Origin of the sequence: Pedobacter kyungheensis (assembly GCF_000812965.1) — a bacterium.
In the GTDB taxonomy this organism is placed as follows: Bacteria; Bacteroidota; Bacteroidia; order Sphingobacteriales; family Sphingobacteriaceae; genus Pedobacter; species Pedobacter kyungheensis.
Genome location: NZ_JSYN01000005.1, coordinates 1 through 20897 on the forward strand (window position 1 = coordinate 1; position 20897 = coordinate 20897).

The following is a 20897-nucleotide window of genomic DNA, read 5'->3' on the forward strand; positions in this document are numbered from 1 at the left end:
CCGATAGCTATCGGATTTATTTCAGGGTCTAGTTTTTGCAGGAGAGATGCTGAAATGAATTCAGCATGACGATCGCAGCAGGATAATACTAATTGAGCTCAGGTTATAAGTTCAAAAGATTTAGCATTAATACTATTTAATATTAGCAGATTGTTTATAGTCTGATAATTGAATATTGGTAATTGATAATTTTACAGTGAACCTTATCATTTTGATATTATCGCCTTTTATGGTTTGATAATTGATTATTGGTAATTGATAATTATAATAATATGGAAAGTAAACGTCAGCAGAAATTTGCAGGAGTATTACAAGAGGAGTTAGCACAGGTTTTTCAGCGCGAAGGAGCTTCATTTTTGCCCAATACATTAGTAACTATTACACGTGTAAGGGTTTCACCGGATTTGGCAGTGGCAAAAGTTTACCTGAGCTTTTTCAATACCAATAATACCACGCTTTCTATCAACACTGTTAATGCACATGCCGGTGAGATCAGATATAAACTGGGTAGCAGAATCCGTCACCAGGTAAGGGTAGTGCCTGAGTTAACTTTCTTTGTAGATGATACCAACGAATATGTAGAACGAATGGATCATCTTTTTGATAAGATTGCCAAAGAGCCGAGACAAAAAGACGAAGACAGCGAATAATTTTTTGTGAGGAAGCTCAGGGAACCCGTTAATTTCTTCACTCATTTTATACCGGCTTTGATTGCAATTCCGGCAGGATATTTTTTGCTGCAGAAATGCCATACCCCGATTGAATATACTGCTGCATGGATTTACAGTATTGGTACTTTTATCCTTTTCGGAGTAAGTGCCATGTACCATGGATATCCGGCAACAGAATATGGCGTACGCTTCTGGCAAAAATTCGATCATTGCTGCATTTACCTGATGATTGCTGGCTCTTACAGCCCTACAGCCTTATTAGTTTTTGATGACTGGCTAAGCTGGAGCTTATTTACGATTGTGTGGATTATTGCCATTGTTGGCTGCCTGCTTAAAATCTTTAACCGGTTAAAAAGTACAGCTATTTCACTGTCTATTTATATTTTAATGGGCTGTTTAATTGTGCCATTGATGCAAAAAATGCTGGGCACACTACCCATTGGTGCTGTAGCCTGGTTGCTTTTAGGCGGTGTTTTTTACATAGGTGGCACCTATTATTACGCAAAAGACAAGCAATTATCGAGGTGGATGCATAGTCATGAACTTTGGCATTTGTTTGTAATTGGTGGTGCTCTTTCGCATTACATTTATAATTACGTTTATATTTTTAAATAAACTCCTTTCATGCATATTCTCGGGCAGGTAATGGCAGGCAACCATGAGTTGATTCACAAGGTGGTAGATTTTGATCCGGAACGGGATCAGCTTTTAAACCTTGATTTTACCGCTGCAAATACCGAACTCACAGATGAGATTTTAGGCAATATTGACCAGTTTTCGACATGGATTGATGAAAAGCTCAGGCTAAACCATGCCAGATATGGTATTGGGGGCTATAATGAACACCGTACCATTTATTCGCGCAGTGCACATTTTGATACTGGAGAGGAACCCCGAAGGTTACATTTAGGTGTAGATATTTGGGCTCCTGCCGGAACGCCTATCTACAGCTTCTACGATGCAACTGTTCAGAGCTTTGCTAATAACAACAACTATGGGGATTATGGCGCCACCATTATTTTAGCTTACAACATTGCCGGTTATAAATTCAATGCACTTTACGGTCATCTGAGTTTAGCTTCTTTAAATAATCTGGAAGAGGGCATGCAGATAAAGGCAGGAACCAAATTTGCCGAACTCGGTAATAAAGATGAAAACGGTTGCTGGCCACCGCACCTTCATTTTCAGCTTATCGAAAATATGCAGGGCTTAAAAGGCGATTACCCCGGCGTATGTAAGTTTAGCGAAAGGGAAAAATATTTGGCCAATTGTCCGGATCCGGAGCCTATTTTGAGATCTACTTTTATTTAACCGCAAATAAAAGAGGGAAATCGCCGACGACGCAAAGTTTAGCCGTAACTTTTCCGTGTTTCTGTGCTTCCGTGGCAAAAAAGTTCTTTTCATTCACCTGTTTTTAACCACCGAGCACACAGAGAAGAGGCACGGAGTGCACTGATTTTTTATTGCCGGAGAGATGCTGAAATAAATTTACTGCGTAGCTTTCCGCTTCACTTCAGGTCAGCATGACGATCCACTTTGACAAGAGGGAAAAAAGCTCATTTTCTCTGTGAAAACTTTGTGCCTTCTCTGTGGTTAAATAAGTTTTGGCTGCATAAACTACATCTATCTTATCCTTTCAGCTTTTTTTAGTAAATTAGTAATATGAAATACCTGTTCACTATTTGCCTTGTTTTTTGTTGTGTTTTGGGCATGGCTCAGGTACAGTTTAAATCCGGTAAAAGCGGTTTTACCAATTTCCTCAGAGATAACACCATTTACCCGCAATTTTCGAAAGACAATTGCATTCAGGGAACTGTAAATGTGAGCTTCAAACTGGATGAAAACGGAAAAGTATATTTTTCGAAAATAAGTAAAGGAATCTTGTCCGAGCTGGATGAAGAGGCACTTCGCCTGGTGCGGTTAAGTAGTGGTAAATGGCAGGTGCCTGCAGGTTACGATACCACCGTTTCGATTGTTGCGCCAGTTAAATTCCAGCTTTCGGGTTACAATTGCGAAGGCAAATCGAATGATGAAATCCAGGAGGCCATTCGCAACTACCAGGCTGAAGAAGGTTTAACCAATTCGGTTATTAATTTTTATAAAAATATCGATCAGGCCAAACCCGGACAGGAAATCCAGATTATGGCCATTAAAAACCAACTGGGCATTGATGATGAATACCTGGACGATCGCATTAAAATGGGCCTGAAAAAGATTAAACAGGACGATAAACAAGGGGCCTGTGAAGACTTCCTATTTGTTAAATACATGGGAAGCAAAAAAGCAGATGATTATCTGGCCAAATACTGTAAATAAGAAAGCTTTTTACTGTAAACAGATCTGCGCCGAGACAGTTGTTATTGTGGCCACTTTTTTACCCTTGCACTTTGCTGGTGTCCATTTAAAAGATTTAGCAATCTTTAACATCTGCTCGCCAACTTTACCAACCTGATCCTTTACTACCCTTTCTCTGGAAATACTGCCATCCACATCAACTAAAAAAGATACCATGAACCGGGTTGATGCACCGCTTGGAACCGAATCTAATCTTACAGCAGACATTGCTCTATAAAGTTTAGCCAGGCCGCCTTCATTCGTAGCGGGTTCGTCATAGCTGCTATAAATTACCTTCCCCGTTAAAAGGTCTTTTTTATGTGGGCAATCTGTTTTATTGTCGGCAGGGTCTACCGCCTTCTGATCAGTAAAATAACCGAAAACTGTACAGAGAAACATTGAAAACGTTAACATTAATCTGAACATGGAGCAATGAATTTGAATAATGGCTAAACCAAGATAACAAAATTGATTAATTTAGCCAATAATGAAAAACACCACCCGATTTTTTGCCTTATTGGATATCATCAGTATCGTTTTGCTCGCCAAACAATTTTGGCAAATTTTAACCCACCTAAACGAAATTCCCGATCAGATACTTTCGCAAGCCAAAGTGGTATTGCTATTACCGCTATTTGTTTCGCTGTTTATCTCTGCTGCTGGTTTAATCCTGAAGAAGAAGTTTGGTTTTATTACCTATTACATCCAGTTTCCGTTTCGCCTGGTGGTATGGGTGTTTTCTATCGGTTTCATTACCTTTTTACCCGAAATGTTAAACCTCAGCGAGCGCTGGTTCTACATCCTGTTCCGGATCTGTTTTATTGCTGAATTTTTCAGGTTGTATTTTACCATCAGGATTCACCGTTCTATATTTCGCTAGGCAGAATAACCGTAATGGCTGCTGGCATGATGTTGGCCTCTACTTTATTTACGCGACCAATATATTCGCCGTCTACCTGAAAATGGGCTTTGTGTTTAGAAGAAATCCTGACTTCGGCGGTTTGAAAAACTTCGATTTTCTTTGGGTTGAAGGGCAGTTTGGTAAACCAGATTTTTAAGATTTCGAGGTAAGAGTAATCCTTAACTAAAACCACTTCAAAAAGATCGTCGTCCAGTTTGCCATCGGGGTTTATCTTTAAACCGGTTCCGTACATGGTGGCATTGGCGATGGCAACCATAGCCGCTTTAGAAGTAATGGTTTCGTTTTTAAGCCTGAGTTGTACTTCCATCCTGCGGTGGTTCCAAAGGGCATGCCAGGTGGCCTTGGCGTAACCCCACATACCGCGCTGCGGAAGTGTATCGAATTTCTTAACCAGATAGGCATTAAAACCCATATCAGATAAATGAATACAGATTTCATCATTCAGCTTAACCACATGGATTTTCTGCAATTGGCCTTCTGCAACAATAGCCAAAGCCATCTTTATATCCGTTGGGATCCCCAGTTCTTTAGCCATACCATTGGCCGAACCTGCTGGGATAATGCCTATCGGCGTTTCGGTATTCAGCAGGCATTCGGCAACGAGTTTCAGCGTTCCATCCCCGCCAACAGCTACTACGCGATCTGCATTCGAACCTGATATTTTTTGCTTAATCTTATCTAAAGAGCAATCTTTGGGCAATTCGAACAGATCGGTTTCAATTGCTTTTCCTTTAAAATAGGTAGAAATTACTTCTTTTAGGTTTATATCGTGACTGCCAGAACCTGGATTAATGATGAATAGTAATTTCATGAGTTAGCCAATACTTTTACATCACAAACAACTTTTAATAAACTCTGTTTTAATAACGATGAATAAATCGGTTAGTGTAAAAGTATATCATGGTTATGGGCACGCGCATAATCTGGTGGTGTATGGCCATGTTTTTAAACGGAAGGCCAAAACCAGGCAGGTTTACAGCAACAACATCGTGGTAAATATTGTACATCTTTTAAAGTTGTTCATACTAAAACCCTATGCTTTTGTTGATGTACGCCTGCAGTTTTTTGATCAAACCATTTACAATAAAACCGAACGCGATGGCTTCTTTAAATTCGAATGGAAAGCCGGGCGTGAAATTCCGGCCGGATGGCACTATGTAAAAGTAGAAGCGGTTGATGCAGCAGGAAAAGTTTTGAATACCGGAGAAGGAAAGGTTTATGTGCCACACCTCACGCAATATGCTTTCATTTCTGATGTGGATGATACGGTAATGGTTTCGCATTCGGCTACCATTGGCAGGAGGCTGCGGGAGTTATTTATTAAAAATCCACATACACGTAAAACTTTCTCCGAAGCCGCCAGTCATTACCAGCAACTGGCCCTCTCGCATACAGAACCTGAGCAACCCAATCCTTTTTTTTATGTCAGCAGCAGCGAATGGAACCTGTACGATTATTTAATTGAAACTTTCAGGTTTAACAAGTTACCGGATGGGGCTTTTCTGCTCAATACGTTAAAAAAATGGAAAGATTTAATTAAAACGGGTAAAACCGGTCATGAAGGGAAGCTGCTACGGGTAATGCGCATTTTGGATGCCTTTCCGAACCAGAAATTTGTGTTTTTTGGCGACAATTCGCAGCAAGATCCTGAAATTTATAGCACCATCGTCGAAAAATATCCTCAAAATATCGAGGCGGTTTACATTCGTAACATTCGCCCGGAAAAGGAAGCAGAAACAAGGAGATTACTGAAAAAAGTAGCTGATAAAAATGTTAGCGCCTGCTTATTTAACGAAAGTAAGGAGGCGATTGAACATTCGAGGCTGATAGGGTTGATTCAATAATTTTTGGAGCGCAATTGCTGTGCCGGTCGGTTTCAGCAGTCCCGCTTTCCTTCCTGCCCCGATGAAATATCGGGGGCATCCATCCAATCGGGGCTAAGTACAGCATCATCTGCCAATGGCAACAGGCCATAGTTCAATAAACTCTTTTGCAATTGCCTTTGCTCAATCCGTCATTGCCAGCTTGACTGGCAATCTTAATGCGGTAAAAAGGCTAGTGAGCCATGCTTAAGGCTTTTACGAAATCGACTTTCCGAAAGGGGTGAAGGCTAAATTCATTAATTTAAAATGCTGGCGGCCAAACGGAATACCCACAATGGTGATGCACAGCAAAATGCCGAAGAATAAATGTGTTAAAGCAATCCAGAAACCGCCGCAGAAAATCCAGATCAGGTTCATGATGGTAGAAAGGCAACCGGTATTGGATGAAGTATCGGTAATTTTTACCCCAAAAGGAGCCAGGCCAACAATGGCAAATTTAAAGCATTGAATCCCGAAAGGAATACCAACAATGGTTAGGCACAGGATTAGCCCTCCGATAATGTATTCGAAGAAAATAAATATACCACCAAAAATAATCCAGATAATATTGCCTAAGAAGTTCATTGCATTTTTTTAGGTTAAGATTGACTTTCGAAGTATTTGTTACAGGATCATTCTTCTTTTCCATGAATCATCGGAATCTGATAATCGAGTTTGCGGCTTTTAAAGAATGCTTTTAATTTTTGCCAGGTAATGATTCTTAAATTATCCGAAAGCTTAATATCAGCAGAGGTTACAAAATGTTTGCAGTCAAAGCAGATATCGAAAAAAGAGCATTTATTTTGTTTGTAAATTAAAATGCCATGATGGGGCATAAAGCACATACCCCTTTCAAATGTTTCTCCCAATTTTAGTGACATAATTAAAGTGCTTGCTAATAAGTCGATATCTTTTTTGTCAAGTTTTAATCTTTGCTTTATAATTTTCTCATTCAGTCTCCCATTTTCGATTAAACGTGGCGAATAATCACCATCATTCTGTATTGGCGTATAAGTTAAAGTATGGCTAACAATTACCACAGAATCGGCTGCCATAAAGGTTTGGTATACTTTGTTCTTACTTTTTTGAGCAAATGCAACTGGTGTTATGCAAAAAAAGAATACAGTTAAGGTGAGGAAGATTTTTATCATGAGCGTTAACAATTAAAACTAATATAGGCTTTTTTAGAGCTATTCTTTTGTAATTTAGAAATACACACAAAAGAAACACAACATGAAAAAATTATGGATTACTGCGGCTGCGGTCGCTTGCTTTGCGTTATCTGCTGCGCGGGCGCAAACGGTTAATGGGATCAGATTAACCGAACTTAAAGCCGATTACATCGAAATTTCTACCGTAAGCAGCACTTTTGCTGACAAATTATGGATTAAGCTTGAGTATGGACAGAAAGTCTCGGAGTTAAATGATGCCTATATTAAAGATGACGACGGTAAACGCCTGGAATTTAATTCTGCCCTTGATGGACTGAATAAACTCAAAAATTACGGCTATGAATTGTTCAGTGTTTATACAAAGCAGATAGACCAGACTTCAAACCGCCCGGTATACGTGTTAAAAAGAAAATAAATAATAGCTCTGGGCTTAGCACTGCGCTATCGTTTTATCTAAAATTAAGTATTACAATTCAAATAGTTTGTCATGTTGAGCTTGTCGAAACACTTTTAATAGTCCTTCGACAGGCTCAGGATGACAATTAATAGATGATACCTAGATAAAATCGAGTGTATTAAACTTTTTGTTCAGGATATCGGCATTGTTTACATCGAGCCATTTATCTAAAATGGTTCCGTAAACCTGCCTGAAATCGAGCTGGTATTTTAAATCTCCGGTGTCCAGATCGCTTAGGTTTGGGGCAGCATTAAAAATGCCCTGTTTTTTTAATTTTCCTCCAAACACGAACATGTTGTTGGCGGTTCCGTGGTCGGTTCCGTTACTGGCGTTCTGTTCAACCCTGCGGCCAAACTCAGAGAAGGTAATTACCAAAGTATCATCGAGCTTATTGTTCGATTTTAAATCTTTTAAGAACGCAGCCATGCCTTCGCTATATTGTTTTAGCAGGTTACCCTGTTGTCCAATCTGGTTTACGTGGGTGTCGAAGCCGCTAAGCGAAACATAGTAAACCCGGGTTTTCAATCCTGAAGAAATAAATTTAGAAACCGTTTTTAACTGATTGGCAAAACCACTGTTTGGGTAAGTTGATTTAGATTGATAAATCTTCGAAGTATTCTGGATATAACTTGCTGAAGATGAAGTTTCGATCATCGTTTTATACAAATAGCCTAAATTATCTTCGTCTAAATGCTCTTTATCATTCTGCAACATCGATTTAAAAAACGGATCGTTGGTGTTGCGGAACAAAGCTGCGGGATCTTTTAAGGCAATTCCCTTTTTGGTTTGCCCTTTCATGGCCAGCGAAAGCGAATCATCAACTTCGATAGCGGTGTAGGGGAATTTGCAGGTTTGGCAATTGCTGTCTAAATAACGGCCTATCCATCCGGTTGATAAAAACTGGTTACTGTCGCTACCGGTTTGCCAGATATCCATCGAACGGAAGTGGGAACGGTCGGGATTGGGGTAACCTACATCGTTAATAATTGTCATCCAACCCTGATCGTGGATTTCCTGTAAAGCAGCCATGTTAGGGTTTAGGCCCTGCATATCGTTAAGCTTAATTATTTCTTCGGGCTTAATGGCAATACTTTTTCGCTTTTGGTAGTAAATATCGTTACCATAGGGGATAACCGTATTTAGGCCGTCGTTACCGCCCGATAACTGCACCACAACCAGGTTTTTGTACAGACTGAGTTCATCAAGCGCCATGGCTTCAAGTGGTTTCATAAAAGCCGGCACAAATAACGAGCCTGCAGCAACAAAACCTGTATTTCTTAAAAAATTTCTTCTGTTCATCTTGTTAGTCTTTTAGCTAATGATTTTTTGGTTGATGGCTCATGGTTTTATAGTTGATGGTTTGGGTGTTTAGCAAATTGGCTACTAACTATGAGCCATAAAACCATCAACCAATATGCACCTAGCACAACTGATATTCGGGCATGCTGGTAATTTCGACTGCTGTACTCCGCAAGCCTTTATTATCGCTTACCATTGAGGTAATTTTGGTATTCAGTTTAGGTTGCAACAGAAACTCGGTAAGTGCCAGTGGTGTTAGGCCTTTTGGCAGGGTTTCTAAAAATTTAGGCCAGTCGGCATTTGCATTTACGTACGATTTTGGTTTGTTGTTGGCATTTGCGTTGCTGGTTGCCGTTCTGCTTAAAGCAATTACGGCTTCATCTTCAGGATCGGCTTTGCCACTGAAATCAATTTCGCCATCGTTTAAAACCAGCGAGGGAATACGCATTCTGAGCATTAAGGATGAGCTGTCAATCCAGCTTTGCCCACCCGGCCAGCCAGCAACGTTGGGTGGGTTAAATAAATACTGACCTAAACTGCTTTGCAGCTGAATGAGCACTTGTGGTTTGTTGTAGGTAACATAAAACTCACGACTTAAACCCACTAAAAATTCGGCTGGTGATTTGATTTTTGTGCCCACATTTTCCGGATCGTAAAACCAATCAGAAGTGAACATTTTTTTCATCATCGCTGCAATGTTATACTTCGAATTGTAAAAAGTTGTAGCCAGTTCTTTAATGTGGGCATCGTTTGGGGTATCGTTTACGAAGAATTTATATACTTTCTGTGCGATAAACTGAGCCGTTTCGGGTTTTTCTAAAATGATATCGATAATATGCTCGCCTTCAAAGTTGCCGATTTTACCAAAAAAGGTTTTGGTACCATCATCGTGCAGGTTTTTACGGAAAATAAAAGAACCGTCTTTATCGTACATCCAGCCGGTAAATGAACGTGCAGATTCTTTAATGTCCTGTTCGGTATAATTGCCTCTACCCAGGGTAAAAAGCTCCATGAGCTCGCGTGCAAAATTTTCGTTCGGTTTGCCTTTGCGGTTTTGCTGGTTGTTAAGGTATTGCAGCATGGCTGGCGCTTTCGATACTTCGACCAAAAGTGTTTTAAAACTACCCAAAGCATTGGCACGTTGAATATTATTTAACTGCTGTGCAAAAAACGGGTTGTTGTTGCGGCAGGCAAAGTGGCCATGCCAAAAGAGGGTCATTTTCTCTCTCAGTGGCGCATCGGTATTGATCATTTTGTTTACAAAAGCAATATTGAGATCGCGGCTTACCTCGTTTTGCTCGCGAACAATTTGCTGGCGCATTTTCTTTTCCTCATCTGTAAGGTCTTTTTTTGAATATAAACCTGCCTGGGCCAATAACTGTCGTTTCGATTCATAATCATTTACCAAAGCAATGGGATCGTCTTTCTGCGAAGTTTCGATCAGATGCTCAACTGTTTTTTCGAGATTTTTCCGGCTTAATTTTTCGAGGTCGGTATACGAAATTCCGAAGCCTGCACGGTTATAAAGATGCTTAACTTTGAAGAAATTATCTTTGGCGATCATAGTTAACGATTTTACAGTATGACTTATTTAAAACACAAGGGTTTAATCTTTGTTTTCTTTCTTATTTTCGTTCCATGTTTTTTCAACTGTTAGCTGATGATCCCGCTTTTCCCGATCCTGCCCTGGCAGAAGACGATGGTTTGCTGGCCGTTGGCGGCGATTTAAGTATGGAAAGGTTGTTAATTGCCTACTCAAACGGTATTTTTCCGTGGTTTAGCGAAGACGATCCCATTTTATGGTATTCACCGCACGAACGCTGTGTAATTTATCCCGATAAAATCAAGATCAGCAAAAGCATGAAGCAGGTTTTAAAGCAGGGGATATTTAAGGTTACCCTTAACCAGGCTTTTAAAGAAGTGATCTTAAACTGCGCCACTGCGCCAAGAAAGGGGCAGGATGGTACCTGGATTACAACTGAGATGCAGGAAGCTTACCTCCGGTTGCATGAGAACGGTTATGCCCACAGCGTAGAGGTTTGGCAGGACGATAAACTGGTTGGTGGTTTATACGGTTTAAAGGTAAACCGGGTTTTTTGTGGCGAAAGCATGTTTAGCCAGGTGAGCAACGCTTCAAAAACAGCCTTGATTTTTTTAAGCGAACTCAATATTGAGCTGATAGATTGTCAGTTACCCAACGATCATTTAATGAGCTTAGGTGCCGAAATGATTAGTCGTGAAAGGTATATGGAAATGCTTCAATCTCAAGATTAATCTCTGTTAGCGGCATCATTCAACTCTTGTTCCCGCATGGCTTTTTCTATCCTTTTATCGGGTATAAACCAAATGCAAGCGACAAAGAAGTAAAGTGCAACACCTAACCATGGGTTTATAAAGCTAAGGCCAATTCCGGTAATATAAAAAAGTAACGAGATTTTACCTTTGGCATCGTTGCCTACGGCTTGTACCACTAAAGAATCGCGACCTTCGGTCCGTTTAATTACGATTACGAATATTGTGTATGCAACTGCAGCTAAAAATAACACTACGCCATAAACAATTACCGGCCATAGCGCGAAGTGATTTTCACCCATCCAGCCAGCAGCAAAAGGAAATAGCGATAACCAGAACAGGAAATTGAGGTTGGCCCACAACATGGCTCCGCTCACTTTTTTGATGGCATGCAGTAAATGGTGGTGATTATTCCAATAGATGCCTACAAAAATAAAGCTTAAAATGTAGCTGATAAATTTGGGAATCAAAGGTTTAAGGCTTACCAAACTTTCGCTATGCTCTGGAACTTTAATCTCTAAAACCATAATGGTGATGATGATTGCGATTACGCCATCACTAAATGCTTCTAATCTGCCTTTGTTCATAAGCCGTATGCATTAAACTGCCGGATGCAATTATGAGCTAATTTATATAAAAAATAAACACCTGCAAGTTTTGGCCTGCAGGTGTTTCATTATTGTTTTGTTGTACTTAGTATTTAGCGATAAAATCGCTGTTCTCGTAGATTCTCGTTAAAAGCGAGGACCATGATTAACATTATAGTTCCCTAACCCAGATATTCCGGAAACTAATTGCCGGGCTTGGGTCGCCGTGATCTTGTAATTTAATTGATGCCGGACCATGTTTTTTATACTCAGGCGCACCAATGTATCTGGTTTCGCCTTTTAATACAAAGCCGTTTTGCAACAATACACCGTTTAAAAACAGGGTAACGCTTGCTGGCTTTTGTAAGGTTCCGTCTTCGTTAAAACGCGGTGCATTCCAGATGATATCATAATATTGCCATTCGCCTGGTTTTTTATTGGCGTTGGCCAAAGGAATACCTTGTTTGTAAACACTTCCGGTTTGTCCGTTAACATAGGTTTTATTGTTGTAGGCATCCATAATCTGGATTTCGTAGCCATCGTCGCCACCGCCTGTTGAGGCTAAAAACACACCGCTGTTTCCACGTGCCTGTCCTTCGCCTGAAATATTTGCCGGAATTTTCCATTCCATGTGCAATTGGTAATCCGTAAATTTTTTATTGGTTTCGATATTGCCGGTTCCTTTTTTAACAGTGAAGAATCCATCATCAATAGTCCATGCGGCAGGTTTAGATGGATCTTTTACCGAGTGCCAGGCATCCAGATTACGGCCGTTAAATAATATAATGGCATCAGAAGGGGCATCTTGTGGCAATTTGCCAGGCGTAACAATCTTAGGTACGGGTTCCCAAACCTCGGTGGTTTTAGGGTCTCTGGCAGGATCTGGTTTTTTATCTTGTGCCATAGCTTGCCCTGCGAATAAAACAGGAATAAATAATAGTGTGTATTTGTTCATAATTGTGGTTTAACTTTTTAAAGTTAACCAGTTTATTAAGAAATGGAAATTTGGTATTTAAAATATTACCCCAAATCGTCTACAACATAAGTTTCGCTAATGATAACTTCATCCGGTGCAATATCTTCTTTTCGCTGTTCAGCTAAATCGCGCATAGGGCAATATCCCGTAATGCCACGGTACAACAAGCCAGCGCCAATGGCAGCACCCGTTAATCCGATTACAGGATGAGTGAAAACACTCGTAATACCTTTAAAAAGCAGGTAGGCGCCCGTTGCACCAGATAGCCAGCGTTCTGATTTGGAAACATTCTGAAACAGTTCGGGGTATTTCCAGGCTTCTTTTACATTATTGACAGCCGTGTTAAAATCTTGATTTGTCATGATGGTAGAGTTTATGTTCTACAGTATAACAAGTAAGAGGGGAATGAGTTTTGAAAAGAAGGTTAAATTGTATTTCTGCCGTGGATTAATTTTTGTTACGAGAAATTACGTCATTGCGAGAAGGTTTTTTCAGCCGACGAAGCAATCTTACAACAATGGCTACTAGCTAACGCATTAAGATTGCTTCGTCGTTCCTCCTCGCAATGACGAATTTTTTCTAAGGTCTGTCAATGGTGTAGATGTACAACTTATTTAGTTCAATATCTCGCGTATATCTTCCTTACTTAGCGATTTAAAGAAACTTTCTTCGGTGGTAATAAGTGAATTAGCCAGCGATTTTTTGCGGTTCTGTAAGGCCAAAATTTTCTCTTCAACGGTATCTTTTGCGATAAACTTATAGATGAAGACCTTTTTATCCTGGCCGATACGGTGTGTCCTGTCAATAGCCTGTTGTTCTACAGCGGGGTTCCACCATGGATCGAGAATAAAAACATAATCGGCTTGTGTTAAGTTTAAACCTACGCCACCTGCTTTTATCGAAATTAAGAACACCTTCAGTTCGGTATTTTGCTGAAATTCGGCCACAATTTCGCCCCGGTTGCGCGTTGCTCCATCCAGATAAGCAAAAGGGATATTTTCGGCTTCGAAATGTTTTTTAAAGATATCAAGGTGCTTAACAAATTGCGAGAAAACCAAAACTTTATGTCCGCCTTTCAGCACATTATCCAGTGTATGAATTACGTTTTCGAATTTACCTGAATCTGATAGGTATTCGCCATCGATCATCACCGGGTGATTGGCCAATTGGCGTAAAGCCGTTAAGCCCTGCAATAGCTGAACCTGTTTTTGCGCAAAAGTCCCATCGTCCATGCTTTGCAGCAGATCGTTGCGGTAAGCCGATTTGGTTTTTTCGTAATAGGCGGCCTGATCTTCGCTCATATCGCAATAAATAACCTGCTCGGTTTTGGGTGGCAACTCTGCAGCTACCTGTTCTTTTGTTCTGCGCAGTACAAAAGGCTTAATTATAGTTTGCAGCTTGCGGGCTTTTTCTTCGTCTTTTTTCTTCTCTATAGCCTGCACGTATTCTTCAAAAAAGAAAGCCTGGGTACCTAATAAACCGGGATTTAAAAAGGTTAACTGCGACCACAAATCGCTTACCGAATTTTCTACCGGCGTACCACTCAAAATTAAGCGGTGTTTAGATTTGAGGCTTCTCACGGCTTTGAACGATTTGGAGGCAGGGTTTTTAATGTTCTGACTCTCGTCCAATATTACGTAATTGAAGTAAAAATTCTTCAATTCATCAACATCTACCCTTGTAACACCGTAAGTAGTAATAATGATATCATAATTGGCAAAATTGGCCACATCTTTATTCCGGTTGGTACCGGTATGCGCGAGTATTTTAAGTCTTGGCGTAAACTTTTTAGCCTCTGTTAACCAGTTGTAAATTAAAGAGGTTGGCATGATAATGAGCGAAGAAGTTTGGATGCCCTGCAACTGATCGTCTTCTTTTACTTTTTGCAGCATGGCCAATGTTTGGATGGTTTTACCCAAACCCATATCATCGGCAAGGCAACCACCGAAATTGTATTCGCGCAAAAAGCTAAACCAGTTATAGCCGGCTTTCTGGTAATCGCGCAAACTGCCTTTAAAATGCGTGGGCATCTGCGTATCGGCAATATCCTCAAAATCTGATAAGCGCTGAAGCTTACGTTCGAGTGTTACATTGGCCAGGCTATCTTCAGCAAGATCGTTAATTAAACCGATGTGGTGTTTCTTGAGCTTTAAACTTTTGCCAGTTTCGGCCAGGCTGAATAAACTGCCGTATTGCGTAAACCACTTATCCGGAATAATGGCTACTTCGCCATCGGGTAAGAGGAATTCGCGCTTTTTATGTAGGATATGCTGTTTTAAAGAAAGAAAAGGAATCTGGTATTTTCCAAACCAAACTACGGCATTAATATCGAACCAATCGTTTTCTTCTTTAACCTCGAGGTCGATTTTACTTACCCCAAACACAAATTTCTTTTGTCCGGTGGCTTGCTCAATTTCAAAACCCGAAGCCTGTAATATCTCAATGTGCTCGTTTACCCAGTTTATGGCTGCATAACTTGGGTTTTCCTCTCCAGAAATTACTTCCAGGTTACTGAATAAGGAACTTGTTTTTTTCAATCCGAGCGATAAAAGCAGGTTAAACTGTTTTTTCTCCCAGTCTGCCGAACGTTTAATGCGGTGAAAAATATAATTATCGGCCGTTTTCTCCAGTCGAACAGTTACTTTATGCGCGTTTTCTACCGGGAAAGTATATTCGCCATATTTAAAGTACAGCTGAATTTGCGAAAGGCCGCCATCTACATACAGTACTTTAATTACCGGGATGGCTTCAAACTGTTCGGTCCTGATTTCGAAGCCTTCGGCATAAACATGGTGTTTCTCAATCAGAGGCGCCACAAATTTTTCGAAATAGGTAGCCTCGGTAGTTTTGGGTATGGCGATATACCTTTTGTTCAGAAAGGGCTGTAATTTTTTACCTTCAATATCCTGATCAAAAAAGTACAGTACATCGTTCAGTAATAACCAGGCTGGTTTGTTGCTGATGATCTGTGCTTCTTTAAACATAAACTCGATGCGCAGGTTCTGGTACTTGATGGTAGGGAAGTAGCGCGTTTCGGTTTCGTTACGGCGAAAGTGGAAAAGGATAGAAGCGGGTTCGGCAGCGAGTTCTATTTTACGCTCAACCGGCCAGCCATCTTTATCCATTACATAAAGCTCGTTTTTGGTTTTTAATAATTCTAAAGCTTCGGCCAGTTTCTTCTCTATTTTCGGGCGTACATTTTCATAAAACTTGTCGTCGAAAACCTTGGTGAAAAACTCAGTTGGCCTGATCAGCTTTTTATAATACTTTTTGATAATAGAGTCCTGCTCAATGTCATCCAGAATCCGGATCAGCTTATAATCGATATCGCTTAAGAAACGGTTAAATTCTTCTGCAGTATGGGTAAAGATTCGCTGGTAGGTAAAAGAGAAATCGCCTTGCGGATTAAGCTGAACGATGTGTGGTTCAATTAAATAGCCCAGATACTCATGCTTGCACAAAGAGTACACTATTTTACAGGCTTTGGAACTATCGACACGTAACATTGATGGGGTTAAAATTTTTCTAAGCTAAGCGCTTAAAAAACTTTAAACTTACAATATTTTGGGTTTACATCAAAAGAACTGATGGTTTTTGAAATAAAAAAATATTTTTTTTTAAGGAGCAATTGAAAGGCAATACTTTAGCTAAACAGGCTTTGCTGTGCCTGTAAATATTTATCCTTTATAATTGCCTATAACTTATTATCTTTAGCAATGTATAACGGTTTGTTAAAGGCCGTTAAGCTTAACGCCGAACAAACCAAATGAAATTTTTTTACCCGCTCTCTCTGTTTATCTGCCTGTGTTTTGGTAGCTATGCGCAGGAAATTCCAAGAAGTACGCAATATATTTTTAATAACATTCTGCTTAATCCTGCTCTGGCTGGTATTGACAACTATACCGACTTAAAAATTGGTCTGCGCAAACAATGGAGTGGTTTAGAGGGAGCGCCCAGTACGCAATATCTTTCGATAAGTACCGCCATTGGCGAAGACTTTGTACGCAGTAATGTGAACTCGTTTGCAGGCAATGGAGAAAACCCGATGAGCAGAAGTTTTGTAAATAATTATACTGCCGCTGAACCACACCACGGCATTGGTTTGGTAGCCATGACAGACAAAGCGGGTTTGGTAAGGCAAACCAATGTAAATGTAACTTATGCTTACCACCTGGGCCTTACCAATGAGATCAACTTATCATTGGGCTTATCAGGCGGATTTAAATCAATCAGTGTAGATGTGCGGGGAATTATAGCAGACGAATCTGGCGATCCATTATTTTCTGCAGATTACAACAACAAAATCAGGCCCGATATTGGCGCAGGGCTTTGGTTATACAGCCCCAGGTTTTTTGCGGGCGTTTCGGCGAAGCAACTAATCGGCAATAAAAATAGCGTGGTGAATAATCAGGTGAAAAGCAGTCCATACCAATCGGCAACTTTTTACGGCACGGCAGGTTACAAAATATTCTTAGACGAAGATATTGCTATGATTCCCTCAGCGTTGATTAGCTATTGGGCCAATGCGCCTGCAACTTTCGATGCCAACCTGAAATTTGCCTATAAAGATAAATTCTGGGTAGGAACCAGTTTCCGCAATAACGATTCGTTTTCGCTTTTGGCCGGTTTTAATATTGCCTCGCTGGTTAACCTCAGTTATTCCTATGATGTTAATACTTCGGGGTTACGTTCAGTTAATAACGGCACGCACGAAATTGTGTTGGGCATACTCCTGAATAACCGTTATCAGGTAGCCTGCCCAAGCAGGCAGTTTTAACGTAAAAGTGTAATGCTGCCTCCTAGCGGTTTACATTCGGCCCTCAAATCAATTACATAATAATAAACACCTGCAGGTAATTCCTTATCTCTGAACCTGCCATCGAAAGGTTTGGTATAGTTTCCGATAGATTCGTAAACCAGCTGACCGCCACGGGTGTAAACCTTGATATTGGTACCTTTAAAATCGGGTAAGCCACGTACCTGCCAAACATCATTCATGCCATCGCCATTTGGAGTCATGGTATTGGTGATCTCCAGGTTATCATGTGTTACCTCTACGTGTACTTTGGTAAACTCGCTGGTGCAGGAGCCAAGTTTTCTGCGTACAAAATAATCGGCTGTTTTGGCCACTTTAAAGCTGAAAATACCTTTTGTGCTTTCTAAAAATGGTTTGCTGTCATCTATTCTTTCGAATAGCTGATAAGTCCCTTCTTCAGGGGCAATTACTGGCAAAACGATATCAGATACGTAGCAAACGCGCAAATCGTTGATAACCGGAGCCAGGATTTTGAAAGGCTCATCAACAATGGTAAAAGGTTCGCTGATGGAGTAACCGCAAGATGTTTTGTCTTTCACTTCTAAACGGTATGTTCCTGCGCCAATGTTGGTTAAATCTTGTGTGAACTGAACAGCCTCACCTGCTTCATTTATCCATTTAAAGTCGTACCCCGGCACACCACCTATTACCTGCACTCCGCTAACCGATCCTCTTTGCAAAGAGCAACCATCTTTAACTGCTTTACCTGTATTTGGTACTATAGTAAGCAGTGGAGTAACTTCAATCGTGTACGGACCAATAACAAATGGTGCACAGTTATTAATGTCATAAGCATACATCGTATAAACACCGCCCGGTAAATTTTTGAGCGATATAGAATTAATAGTTTTAGTGCTTAGCACAATGTTGCCAGCTTCATCTTTCCATTCATATCGATACGGAAGTGCAGAGCTAAAATCAAGATCAATAGTGCCGTTAGTAAGTCCACAGGTTGTTGGCGATTCGCGGTGCGAAAAATTATAAACCGGGGGCGGTGTTGCGGTTATCACAAAGTCTCTGGACACACGTGGGCAAGTAGAGCTGCTGTTGCTGGCCCATAACCTGTAAGAGCCAGGTTTTAAATTTTCGATTAATAAAGATGTTCCGGCAGAATAAGTTCCTTTCCTTATTGTAATTCCATCCGGACCAATCCATTCATAACCATTCGCATCAGTTAAGGTAATTCCGCCTAAGGCGCCATTGTCGCTATTACAGGTTACATTTTTCTTAATGCCTGCATCGCTGATTTGAATGGTATTATCGGTTATGATAAAGTACGATGCCGAAGTAGGAGGACATTCGCCTTCATCAGATACTACAATGGTATAATTTCCTCCATCCACATTTAGTAAATCGAGCGTTGAAGCAATAACATCACCCAGGGCTCCGGTGATCGGGTCAGGCTTATACCATTTGTAAGTCACAGCACCGGTAAAATCTGTAATTTTTAAGCCTGTAATTGCACCATTCTGGCTACCGCATGTAGCATGTTTTGGGGCGATGGTACTGGTAATAATGATTTTTGGCTTCCTTTTAACGGTAATTGGGTCTGAATCTAATGAACAGCTTGCTTCATCTGAGACTTTTACATAATAGGTGCCTTCCGGTAAATTAGCCGGATTGCTTCTGCTCACTACAGCATTTGTTGCAGTATTGATCCATTCGTATTTTAAAACTCCTTTTCCCCTTAAAACTTCAGCGGTAAATGTAAAAGATGTTTGTCCGCAAACCGGGTTAATAGGTAAAATGGTAGGTTTAGTTAATTTTTGGTCTTTAATGATGAATACTGTTGGGAAAGCCTTACAGCCATCGTCAACCGTTACTTCGTAAGTGCCCACATCTAAATTAGATATGCTTTGCGTGTTGCCTTTTGACACGCGGCTGCCATCTGTTTCTATTTTTACCCAGCTGAAGGTGAAACCCTCACGCGGCTCGGGAATAGTGATCGATCCGTTTGCATTACAGGTAACAGGTTCAACTATAGCTTCGTTGGGTAGTAACTCCGCGGTAGAGAAAGGAGAGGTGGTAGCATTTAATAAACTGGCCGTTGCGGTAACCATTCCGCTCAGGGTACCGTTGTATTCCCATCGGCCATCACTACCGGCCTGTACAGTGGCGATGTAAGTTTTGCCCTCGCAAATGCCCTGGCAATTTACGGTATAAAACAATTCTACTTCGGAGTTTGGAGTAGCCCTGCCAGAAACATAATCGCTGCGTTTTTTGAGCACCTGGATATAGGGTTGAAGGATAGTGAGGGTTTTCCCGATCCCGAAATTTTTGTTGCAAAAAAAGCTGTTGCGGGTAACTTTTACCGGTTTGGCCGATACTGTTTCCAATCCGAAGTTGTTATTGGCAATTAAGTTTGCTTCTGCAGGGGTTGCTCCACCTACAGTTCCACTAGCGCCGGCCTCTAATTTTACGCCCATGCCGTTACCCATTACTACTGTGCCGGCTGCATCGGTACCAATGGCATTACCGGTTAAAATAAAGTCTGAGTTGGTAATCGAAACACCTGTGGTGCGGTTACCTCCGATGATGTTATTACGCACGTAAAGCGCAGTATTTAATGCATTTACTTTTAATCCCGAAATTTCTAAGGCCGAAGACGATAAAAATAATGGGAGCTCATGGAAATCTTTTTTACCGGTATAATCAACCCCAATTTTGTTATTAATTACGTTGATGTCGAATCTGGCACTGCTGGAGTAAGATGAACGGGTAATATCTACATTGATACGGTTTGCTGCAATTACGTTGCCTTCGCCTGCGTTATCACCGCCAACATCAAGTCCGCAATCGTAGAGATTGGCCGAAATACCTGTTACGTTGGTGTTGGGGGTGATGCCATCATAAATTACCCCGATCAGATTGGATTGGATCTTTATTTTGGTATTTACCGCTGTACTGAAAAAAGAACTGTTCTGAACAACAATACCATTGATATTGCCACCGATTACGTTTCCTTTTCCGGGTGCCCCGATGGTGATGTTATTTGCGCGGTAATCGAGCACAATACCCGATCCCTGAGCCATGTTTACATTTTGGAGGTTGGTGATGGTTGCGAAATTACGGATGTAAAGCCCATAAATTTCTACGCCGGTGGTCTGAACTAATGTAGTAGCATACTGGCCGATAACCAGGCCTGAAAAGGTGGTGTTGGCATATTCCGGCTCTAAAATTACTTTAGCCCCTGAAACACCGAGCGCAGGCCAGGAGGCTTGCGAAGTTCCATCGATGATCACATTTGAGGTTACCACCGGCAATGCCGTGCGGAGCCTGATGGTCCGGTTAGCATTATCGGTTGGGGTACCCGGTAAATTAAAGTTGATGGTAAAAGTGGTGGTTCTATTGGCTACAGCAGCCTGTGTCAAGCCCTCGCGCAAAGTACCGGGGCCGCTATCCGCGTTACTGGTTACCACATAGGTTTGGGCATAAATATTCTGGAAGAAAAATAAGCCTGCAAATAAGGCTAAAAGTTTAGAGAGGCGCATAAAATTGTTTGGTAAGGC

General features: G+C 40.9%; 20 protein-coding genes. 9 read left to right on the forward strand and 11 right to left on the reverse strand.

Annotation, left to right across the window (positions count from 1 at the left end):
• Positions 1 to 272: 272 nt before the first annotated feature.
• The 4 genes from rbfA (at position 273) to OC25_RS05500 (ending at position 2987) form a co-directional block, all read left to right on the forward strand.
• The gene (gene rbfA, locus OC25_RS05485) at positions 273 to 650 is read left to right on the forward strand and encodes a 30S ribosome-binding factor RbfA (RefSeq protein ID WP_039472670.1); all 378 of its coding nucleotides are present in this window, start codon (positions 273 to 275) and stop codon (positions 648 to 650) included.
• Between the two features lie 6 nt (positions 651 to 656).
• Positions 657 to 1286: a PAQR family membrane homeostasis protein TrhA gene (gene trhA, locus OC25_RS05490; RefSeq protein WP_082018518.1), complete on the forward strand. Its 630-nt coding sequence runs from the start codon at positions 657 to 659 to the stop codon at positions 1284 to 1286.
• Between the two features lie 9 nt (positions 1287 to 1295).
• A complete protein-coding gene (locus OC25_RS05495; RefSeq protein ID WP_052265984.1) occupies positions 1296 to 1982 on the forward strand; it encodes a peptidoglycan DD-metalloendopeptidase family protein in 687 nt (228 codons plus the stop codon).
• Between the two features lie 351 nt (positions 1983 to 2333).
• Positions 2334 to 2987, forward strand: a complete 654-nt coding sequence (locus tag OC25_RS05500; RefSeq protein ID WP_039472673.1) for a TonB family protein — start codon at positions 2334 to 2336, stop codon at positions 2985 to 2987.
• A gap of 9 nt (positions 2988 to 2996) precedes the next feature.
• Here the strand turns inward: OC25_RS05500 and OC25_RS05505 are convergent, their stop codons facing one another.
• Positions 2997 to 3404: an energy transducer TonB gene (locus OC25_RS05505; RefSeq protein ID WP_039472675.1), complete on the reverse strand. Its 408-nt coding sequence runs from the start codon at positions 3402 to 3404 to the stop codon at positions 2997 to 2999.
• Between the two features lie 88 nt (positions 3405 to 3492).
• Between OC25_RS05505 and OC25_RS05510 the strand changes: the two genes are divergently transcribed.
• Positions 3493 to 3885 carry a hypothetical protein gene (locus OC25_RS05510; RefSeq protein WP_039472676.1) on the forward strand — a complete coding sequence of 131 codons (393 nt, stop codon included), beginning with the start codon at positions 3493 to 3495 and terminating at the stop codon, positions 3883 to 3885.
• On the opposite strand, the gene OC25_RS05515 is transcribed toward OC25_RS05510, so the two are convergent.
• Complete coding sequence (locus OC25_RS05515; protein ID WP_039472677.1) at positions 3872 to 4738, reverse strand: diacylglycerol/lipid kinase family protein; 867 nt, start codon at positions 4736 to 4738, stop codon at positions 3872 to 3874. The genes OC25_RS05510 and OC25_RS05515 overlap by 14 nt on opposite strands.
• Before the next feature lie 58 nt (positions 4739 to 4796).
• Between OC25_RS05515 and OC25_RS05520 the strand changes: the two genes are divergently transcribed.
• Positions 4797 to 5771, forward strand: a complete 975-nt coding sequence (locus tag OC25_RS05520) for an App1 family protein phosphatidate phosphatase (protein WP_039472678.1) — start codon at positions 4797 to 4799, stop codon at positions 5769 to 5771.
• Positions 5772 to 6005: 234 nt separating this feature from the next.
• Here OC25_RS05520 and OC25_RS05525 read toward each other — a convergent pair whose 3' ends face one another.
• Both OC25_RS05525 and OC25_RS05530 read right to left on the reverse strand, forming a co-directional pair.
• Complete coding sequence (locus OC25_RS05525; protein WP_039472680.1) at positions 6006 to 6374, reverse strand: YccF domain-containing protein; 369 nt, start codon at positions 6372 to 6374, stop codon at positions 6006 to 6008.
• Positions 6375 to 6421: 47 nt separating this feature from the next.
• Entirely contained in the window at positions 6422 to 6940 is a 519-nt protein-coding gene (locus OC25_RS05530; RefSeq protein ID WP_039472686.1) for a hypothetical protein, read from the reverse strand.
• A gap of 82 nt (positions 6941 to 7022) precedes the next feature.
• Between OC25_RS05530 and OC25_RS05535 the strand changes: the two genes are divergently transcribed.
• Entirely contained in the window at positions 7023 to 7376 is a 354-nt protein-coding gene (locus tag OC25_RS05535) for a hypothetical protein (protein ID WP_039472687.1), read from the forward strand.
• A 141-nt stretch (positions 7377 to 7517) separates the two neighbouring features.
• On the opposite strand, the gene OC25_RS05540 is transcribed toward OC25_RS05535, so the two are convergent.
• Both OC25_RS05540 and OC25_RS05545 read right to left on the reverse strand, forming a co-directional pair.
• Positions 7518 to 8717 (reverse strand): DUF1501 domain-containing protein, encoded by a 1200-nt coding sequence (locus OC25_RS05540; RefSeq protein ID WP_039472689.1) that lies wholly within the window; start codon positions 8715 to 8717, stop codon positions 7518 to 7520.
• A 121-nt stretch (positions 8718 to 8838) separates the two neighbouring features.
• Positions 8839 to 10281: a DUF1800 domain-containing protein gene (locus OC25_RS05545; protein ID WP_039472691.1), complete on the reverse strand. Its 1443-nt coding sequence runs from the start codon at positions 10279 to 10281 to the stop codon at positions 8839 to 8841.
• Between the two features lie 74 nt (positions 10282 to 10355).
• On the opposite strand from OC25_RS05545, the gene aat reads away from it, so the two are divergent.
• Positions 10356 to 10991 carry a leucyl/phenylalanyl-tRNA--protein transferase gene (gene aat / locus OC25_RS05550; protein ID WP_039472692.1) on the forward strand — a complete coding sequence of 212 codons (636 nt, stop codon included), beginning with the start codon at positions 10356 to 10358 and terminating at the stop codon, positions 10989 to 10991.
• On the opposite strand, the gene OC25_RS05555 is transcribed toward aat, so the two are convergent.
• The 4 genes from OC25_RS05555 to OC25_RS05570 all read right to left on the reverse strand — a co-directional run bounded on the left by OC25_RS05555 (position 10988) and on the right by OC25_RS05570 (position 16078).
• Positions 10988 to 11596 (reverse strand): TMEM175 family protein, encoded by a 609-nt coding sequence (locus tag OC25_RS05555; protein ID WP_039472693.1) that lies wholly within the window; start codon positions 11594 to 11596, stop codon positions 10988 to 10990. The genes aat and OC25_RS05555 overlap by 4 nt on opposite strands.
• A gap of 172 nt (positions 11597 to 11768) precedes the next feature.
• Complete coding sequence (locus tag OC25_RS05560; RefSeq protein ID WP_039472694.1) at positions 11769 to 12551, reverse strand: 3-keto-disaccharide hydrolase; 783 nt, start codon at positions 12549 to 12551, stop codon at positions 11769 to 11771.
• Positions 12552 to 12616: 65 nt separating this feature from the next.
• Positions 12617 to 12934, reverse strand: coding sequence for a YgaP family membrane protein (locus OC25_RS05565; RefSeq protein WP_052265985.1), 318 nt, complete (start codon positions 12932 to 12934; stop codon positions 12617 to 12619).
• A 252-nt stretch (positions 12935 to 13186) separates the two neighbouring features.
• Positions 13187 to 16078, reverse strand: a complete 2892-nt coding sequence (locus OC25_RS05570; protein ID WP_039472695.1) for a DEAD/DEAH box helicase — start codon at positions 16076 to 16078, stop codon at positions 13187 to 13189.
• A gap of 260 nt (positions 16079 to 16338) precedes the next feature.
• Between OC25_RS05570 and OC25_RS05575 the strand changes: the two genes are divergently transcribed.
• Positions 16339 to 17349 carry a PorP/SprF family type IX secretion system membrane protein gene (locus tag OC25_RS05575; protein WP_039472696.1) on the forward strand — a complete coding sequence of 337 codons (1011 nt, stop codon included), beginning with the start codon at positions 16339 to 16341 and terminating at the stop codon, positions 17347 to 17349.
• Here the strand turns inward: OC25_RS05575 and OC25_RS05580 are convergent.
• The gene (locus OC25_RS05580) at positions 17346 to 20879 is read right to left on the reverse strand and encodes a T9SS type B sorting domain-containing protein (RefSeq protein ID WP_039472697.1); all 3534 of its coding nucleotides are present in this window, start codon (positions 20877 to 20879) and stop codon (positions 17346 to 17348) included. The genes OC25_RS05575 and OC25_RS05580 overlap by 4 nt on opposite strands.
• Between the last annotated feature and the right edge of the window lie 18 nt (positions 20880 to 20897).